1 tRNA gene is annotated in these 535 nt (G+C 58.1%); it reads left to right on the top strand.

Going from position 1 to position 535, the window contains the following annotated elements:
- The first annotated feature begins 92 nt into the window (after positions 1 to 92).
- Positions 93 to 167: transfer RNA gene (locus tag NZU74_20835), tRNA-Met, on the top strand.
- Positions 168 to 535 lie beyond the last annotated feature (368 nt).

A 535-nucleotide genomic window follows, 5' to 3' on the forward strand; every position in this document is an offset into this window, starting at 1 on the left:
CAGCGCCGATCCTACTGGCGGCTCTCCGCTGGGAACCTAGGTCCACGCACCCTGCCACAGGGGGGCAGCCGGCGGTTGCCCCCCATCTGTATCGCGGCGTGGAGCAGTGGCAGCTCGTCGGGCTCATAACCCGAAGGTCGCAGGTTCGAATCCTGCCGCCGCTACCAAGCGTGATGACATGCCACCACGGGCGCGACCGCCGGTGGTGGCGTGTTGTGTTTGCGGGGGACGGCGGAAGGGGGTAGTCGCACAACGTCATCAATGGCGCGCACCGATGGGGTAGCGTTTGATCGCGGCGCGGCGTGGAAGAGACACAAAACACCACCAACGGCGCGAACAATTTTCGTGGTTTAGGCTTCCGTTCACTGCCTAGGAGAGGAATAGCTATAAAAGCCGCTCAAGGTTTTTGAGCCTTGGGTGGCTTTTGTGTTTTTGCACGTCATGGTGCCATTTTGTCAGGAACGTAGCCAATTCAGTTTTTGAGCCTTGGGTGGCTTTTGTGTTTTTGCACGGCTATTGGTATTATTTGTCGAAA

Source organism: Chloroflexaceae bacterium (assembly GCA_025057155.1).
Classification (GTDB): Bacteria; Chloroflexota; Chloroflexia; order Chloroflexales; family Chloroflexaceae; genus JACAEO01.